Source organism: Mesorhizobium sp. M7A.F.Ca.ET.027.02.1.1 (assembly GCF_004022985.1).
Taxonomy (GTDB): domain Bacteria; phylum Pseudomonadota; class Alphaproteobacteria; order Rhizobiales; family Rhizobiaceae; genus Mesorhizobium.
Genome location: NZ_RZOL01000883.1, coordinates 1 through 665, shown reverse-complemented (window position 1 = coordinate 665; position 665 = coordinate 1). Strand labels below are relative to the sequence as shown.

Below are 665 nucleotides of genomic sequence, written 5' to 3'. Positions count from 1 at the left end.
GATCTCCTTCGCCGCGCTGCGCGAATTCGTGACGCTGACGCACACCCGCCGCAGCGACCATTGGGTGCTGCTCGGCATGTTCGGCATCATCATACCGTTTCAATACTGGCTGGTGTGGACCGCCTGGTACGGGCTCTTCGTCATCTTCATTCCGGTCTATTGCTTCCTGTTGATGCCGGCCATCACGGCGCTGCATGGCGACACCGAACGCTTCCTCGAGCGCATCGCCGCGCAGCAATGGGCGGTGATGATCTCGGTCTATTGCGTCAGCCATGTCCCTGCCCTGCTGACACTCGAGGTGCCGGGCTTCGAAGGCCGCACCCTGCTGCTGATCGCGTTCCTGATCATCGTCGTGCAAGGCAGCGACGTGCTGCAATACATCTTCGGCAAGCTGTTTGGAAAACACCGTTTTTCGCCGAACGTCTCGCCGTCGAAAACCTGGGAAGGGCTGATCGGCGGACTGGTGTCGGCGAGCCTGCTCGGCGCGCTGCTATCGTTCGTGACACCCTTCTCGCCGCTGCAGGCAGCAGCCGTGGCCTTCGTCGCCTGCTCGATGGGATTTCTCGGCGGGCTGGTCGCCTCGGCCATCAAGCGCGACCAGGGCGTCAAGGACTGGGGCCATCTGATCGAAGGCCATGGCGGCATGATGGACCGCACCGACAGCC

1 protein-coding gene is annotated in these 665 nt (G+C 62.7%); it reads left to right on the top strand.

Annotated features, from left to right (window positions below; genetic code table 11):
- Window positions 1-665: phosphatidate cytidylyltransferase (locus tag EN749_RS36795; RefSeq protein ID WP_128365106.1), on the top strand; the 665-nt coding region annotated here is incomplete at both ends.